4 protein-coding genes are annotated in these 4,653 nt (G+C 66.1%); all 4 read right to left on the reverse strand.

The genetic code is table 11. The features are described 5' to 3' along the window. Nucleotides 1–57: 57 nt before the first annotated feature. From kdpC to kdpF, 4 genes are read right to left on the reverse strand one after another with little or no spacing between them, the layout of a single operon-like run. Nucleotides 58–609 carry a potassium-transporting ATPase subunit KdpC gene (kdpC, locus tag ACK1U9_RS24280; RefSeq protein WP_046615120.1) on the reverse strand — a complete coding sequence of 184 codons (552 nt, stop codon included), beginning with the start codon at nt 607–609 and terminating at the stop codon, nt 58–60. 10 nt (nt 610–619) lie between these two features. Beyond that, on the reverse strand, nt 620–2,674 hold the full coding sequence (gene kdpB / locus ACK1U9_RS24285) for a potassium-transporting ATPase subunit KdpB (RefSeq protein WP_046615119.1): 2,055 nt from the start codon (nt 2,672–2,674) through the stop codon (nt 620–622). A 9-nt stretch (nt 2,675–2,683) separates the two neighbouring features. Then, nucleotides 2,684–4,378 (reverse strand): potassium-transporting ATPase subunit KdpA, encoded by a 1,695-nt coding sequence (gene kdpA / locus ACK1U9_RS24290; protein WP_153671725.1) that lies wholly within the window; start codon nt 4,376–4,378, stop codon nt 2,684–2,686. Between the two features lie 9 nt (nt 4,379–4,387). Further along, the gene (gene kdpF / locus ACK1U9_RS24295; protein WP_003251485.1) at nt 4,388–4,477 is read right to left on the reverse strand and encodes a K(+)-transporting ATPase subunit F; all 90 of its coding nucleotides are present in this window, start codon (nt 4,475–4,477) and stop codon (nt 4,388–4,390) included. Nucleotides 4,478–4,653: the final 176 nt, after the last annotated feature.

Below are 4,653 nucleotides of genomic sequence, written 5' to 3' on the forward strand. Positions count from 1 at the left end.
CGCATTCGCGGGTGAACCCGCTCCCACAGGGTCCCTGCTAGCCCCCCAAGTCATCTATCAATGGCTGAGGTTTTCCAAGGCCTGGTTCAAGGCCAGCACATTGACCACCGGCGGGCCGATCAATGGGTGGAGGGTGGCCTCTTCCAGCAAGCCTTGCAAGCGCTCCACCGGCAACTGCCGTGCCGCCGCCACCCGCGGGATCTGATAGGCCACTGCCTCCGGCGGCAGGTGCGGGTCGAGGCCGCTGCCCGAAGTGGTGAGCAGCGCCTGGGGCACCGGCCCCTGCTGCGCCTGGTACAACGCAGCCGCATCGCCCTTGACCCGCTCGGCCAGTGCCGGATTGCTCGGCGACAGGTTGCTGGCGCTGCTGGCCACGGTGGCATAGGCGCCCGCCGATGGCCGCGCGTGGAACCAGCCATCGCCCTGGAAATCCTGGGCGATCAGAGCGGAGCCACGTACCTGGCCCTGGCCATCGCGCACCAGGCTGCCATTGGCCTGGCTGGGGAAAGCCACCTGGGCAATACCGGTCACCGCCAGCGGATACAGCGCACCGGTCACCAGGGTCATCAACAGGGCCAGGCTCAATGCCGGGCGTACATAAGCATTCATGGTGGGCTCCTCAGACCAGGTGCAGAGCATTGAGCAGCAGGTCGATCAGCTTGATCCCGGCAAACGGCACGACAATGCCGCCCAGCCCGTAGATCAGCAGGTTGCGCCGCAGCAGGTGCGCCGCACTGGCCGCCTGCACCCGCACGCCGCGCAGCGCCAGCGGGATCAAAACGATGATGATCAGCGCGTTGAACACAATGGCCGACAGAATCGCACTCTGCGGGCTGGCCAGGTGCATCAGGTTGAGCACGCCCAGCTGCGGGTAGATGGCGGCGAACAGCGCCGGCAGGATGGCGAAGTACTTGGCCACATCGTTGGCGATGGAGAAGGTGGTCAACGCGCCACGGGTCACCAGCAGCTCCTTGCCGACCTGCACCACATCCAGCAACTTGGTTGGGTCGCTGTCCAGGTCGACCATGTTGGCCGCCTCGCGCGCGGCCTGGGTGCCGTCGTTCATGGCCATGCCCACATCTGCCTGGGCCAGTGCCGGGGCGTCGTTGGCGCCGTCGCCGCACATGGCCACCAGGCGGCCGTCGTTCTGCTCCTGGCGGATGCGCGCCAGCTTCTTCTCTGGCGTGGCCTCGGCCAGCACGTCATCCACGCCGGCCTCGGCAGCGATGGCGGCGGCGGTCAGCGGGTTGTCGCCGGTCACCATCACCGTGCGGATGCCCAGCTTGCGCAGCTCGGCAAAGCGCTCGCGGATGCCGGGCTTGACCACATCCTTGAGGTGGATCACGCCGAGCAGGCGCTTGTCGATGCACACCAGCAATGGTGTGCCGCCGCTCTGAGCGATGCGCTCCACTTCGCGGGCCAGCGCCGGGGGCATTTCCAGGCGTTGCATGCCGACGAATGCCAACACTGCGTCGACGGCGCCCTTGCGATAGCGGTGCTGCTGCAGGTCGATGCCCGACAGCCGCGTCTCGGCGCTGAACGCCACCGCATCGAATTGCCCGGCGGCCGGTTCGACGAAGTCATGCAACTGGCGCAGGTACTCGACGATCGACTTGCCCTCGGCGGTGTCGTCCGCCAGCGAGGCCAGCAAGGCGCCCTCCCCCAGCTCGCGGGCGGTGATGCCCGGCGCGGCGTGCAGGGCGCTGCAGCGGCGGTTGCCGAAGGTGATGGTGCCGGTCTTGTCGAGCATCAGCGTGTGCACGTCACCGGCCGCCTCCACCGCGCGGCCGGAGCGGGCGATGACATTCAGCCGCACCAGCCGGTCCATGCCGGCAATGCCGATGGCCGACAGAAGGCCACCGATGGTGGTGGGGATCAGCGTCACCAGCAATGCGGCGAGGAAGATCAGCGGCAGGCTGCCACCAACGAAGTGGGCGAACGGCTGCAGGGTCACCACCACGATCAGGAAGATCAGGGTCAGGCCGATCAGCAGGATGTCGAGGGCGATCTCGTTCGGGGTCTTCTGCCGCTTGGCGCCTTCGACCAGGGCAATCATGCGGTCGAGGGTGGATTCACCCGGGTTGCTGGTGATGCGGATCAACAACCAGTCGGAGACCAGCCGGGTATTACCGGTCACCGCCGATCGGTCGCCGCCGGACTCGCGGATCACCGGCGCGGACTCGCCAGTAATGGCGGCCTCGTTGACCGCAGCGATACCTTCAAGCACCTCGCCGTCACCGGGGATCATTTCACCGGCCACCACGCGCACCACATCGTCCTTGCGCAGCGCGCTGGCCGCGACGGTCTCGTAGCTGCCATCACGCTTGCGAAGCTGGGCGGTCAGGCCTTGGCTGCCGGCCCTGAGGCTGTCGGCGCGGGCCTTGCCACGGCCCTCGGCAAGGGCCTCTGCGAAGTTGGCGAACAGCACGGTGAACCACAGCCACAGGGCGATCTGCACGGCAACGCCGGTGCTCACGCCGCTACCGGGTGCAAAACACAGGACGGTGGTCAGTAGCGCAGTCAAGGCGACTACCAGCATCACCGGCGAGCGCTTGAGCTGGCGCGGGTCGAGCTTGACGAATGCCTGCACCAACGCCGGGCGCCACAACGCGGCGAAGCGGGTCTGGTCCTTGGCACTGTGCCGGGCTTGTACTTCAGGAATGGGCATGTTCATGGTCGGTCCTCAAAAACCCAGGCTCAAGTGTTCGGCGATCGGCCCAAGGGCCAGGGTCGGCAGGAAGGTGAGGCCACCTACCAGCAGGATGGTGACCAGCAGCAGGCCGGTGAACAGCGGGCCATGGGTGGGGAAGCTGTTCAGCCCCTGAGGCGCGCTTTTCTTCGCCGCCAGACAGCCAGCCAGCGCCAGCACCGAGAGGATGTAGCCGAAGCGGCCGACAAGCATGGCCAGGCCGATCATCAGGTTGTGGAACACCGTGTTGGCACCGAAGCCGGCAAAGGCCGAGCCGTTGTTGGCCGTGCCCGAGGTGTAGGCGTACAGCAGCTGGCTGAAACCATGCGCCCCCGGATTGCTCACTGCACCTGCCGGGCCTGGCAGGCTGGCCGCGATGGCGCCGAGCACCAGCACGCCGACCGGCATCACCAGCAGGGTCGCCACCAGCAACTGCACCTCGCGGGCCTGCAGTTTCTTGCCCAGGTATTCCGGGGTGCGGCCGATCATCAGCCCGGCCAGGAACACCGCGATAAGCACGAACAGCAGCATGCCGTACAGCCCTGCCCCGACACCGCCGAAGATCACTTCACCGACCATCATGTTGACCATCGCCACCATGCCGGTCAGTGGGTTGAGACTGTCGTGCATGGCATTGACCGAACCGTTGGAAGCAGAGGTGGTAGTCACTGTCCACAGCACCGAGCCGGTGGTGCCGAAGCGGCTTTCCTTGCCCTCCATGGGGGCGCTTTGCTGTACCTGCGCGCTCTCGAGGGCCGGGTTGGGCTGGTACTCGGACCACAACGCCGTGCTGCCGCCGATCAGGAACAGGGCAAGCATGCAGGCGAGGATGGCGCGGCTCTGGCGCAGGTCCTTCACGTAGTGACCAAAGGTGAACACCAGCGCCACCGGAATGAGAATGATCGAAGCCACCTCGAACAGGTTGCTCCAGGCCGTGGGGTTTTCGAACGGGTGCGCGGAGTTGACCCCGAAGAAGCCACCGCCGTTGGTACCCAGCTGCTTGATGGCGATCTGGCTGGCGGCCGGGCCCAGCGGGATGGTCTGCTCGGTGCCTTGCAGGGTGACCGCGTGGGCGTAGTCGGCCAAAGTTTGCGGTACGCCCTGCCATACCAGCAGCAACGCCAGCAGCAGGCACAGCGGCAGCAGGCCGTAGAGGGTGGCGCGGGTCATGTCGATCCAGAAGTTGCCCAGCGTCGTGGCGCTGCGCCGGGCGATGCCACGGCACAGGGCGACCAGCACCGCCAGGCCGGTGGCGGCGCTGACGAAATTCTGTACGGTCAGGCCTAGCATCTGGCTCAGGTAGCTGACCGACGCCTCACCGCTGTAGGCCTGCCAGTTGGTGTTGGTGACGAAGCTGACCGCGGTGTTGAACGCCAGCGACCATTCCTGGCCGGGCAGATGCTGCGGGTTGAACGGCAGGTAGCCCTGCAACAGCAGCACGGCGAACAGCAGCAGGAACCCGGCCAGGTTGAAGGCCAGCAGGGCCAGGGTGTACTGCTGCCAGTTCTGCTCCTGGCCGGCGCGCACGCCCGCCACCCGGTAGCAGGCTTGCTCGACCGGGCCCAGGATGGGAGACAGCCAGGTACGTTGGCCTTCCATGACCTTGAAGTAGAACCGCCCAAGCCAGGGTGCCGGTAGCAGCACGATGGCGAAAAATGCCAACAGCAAGGCGAAATCGTAACTGTGCATGGCCGCTCCCTAGCTGCGATCGGCGCGCAACAGCGCCACCAGCAGATAAAACGCCAATGCCACTGCCAGCAGCAGTGACAGCCCGTCGAGCATGTTCATGTGTGGTTCTCCCCGTGGTGCGGCTTGGGCCGCTTTGGGGAAATTGTCCGAGCGAACGGCGTAAAGGGGCGAGATTGTGGGGTGGGGATGGGAATAAAGAAGGCGTAAAAATCGGGTATTGAGGCTGCCTGAACCGGCCTCTTAGCGGGTGAACCCGCTCCCACAGGGACCGCACC

The sequence above is a fragment of the Pseudomonas sp. XP1 genome (assembly GCF_053557675.1).

Bases quoted from the DNA above. Each gene is read 5' to 3' on its own strand.
- kdpA (WP_153671725.1), bottom strand. From the start codon at position 4,378: ATGCACAGTTACGATTTCGCCTTGCTGTTGGCATTTTTCGCCATCGTG.
- kdpC (WP_046615120.1), bottom strand. From the start codon at position 609: ATGAATGCTTATGTACGCCCGGCATTGAGCCTGGCCCTGTTGATGACC.
- kdpB (WP_046615119.1), bottom strand. From the start codon at position 2,674: ATGAACATGCCCATTCCTGAAGTACAAGCCCGGCACAGTGCCAAGGAC.
- kdpF (WP_003251485.1), bottom strand. From the start codon at position 4,477: ATGAACATGCTCGACGGGCTGTCACTGCTGCTGGCAGTGGCATTGGCG.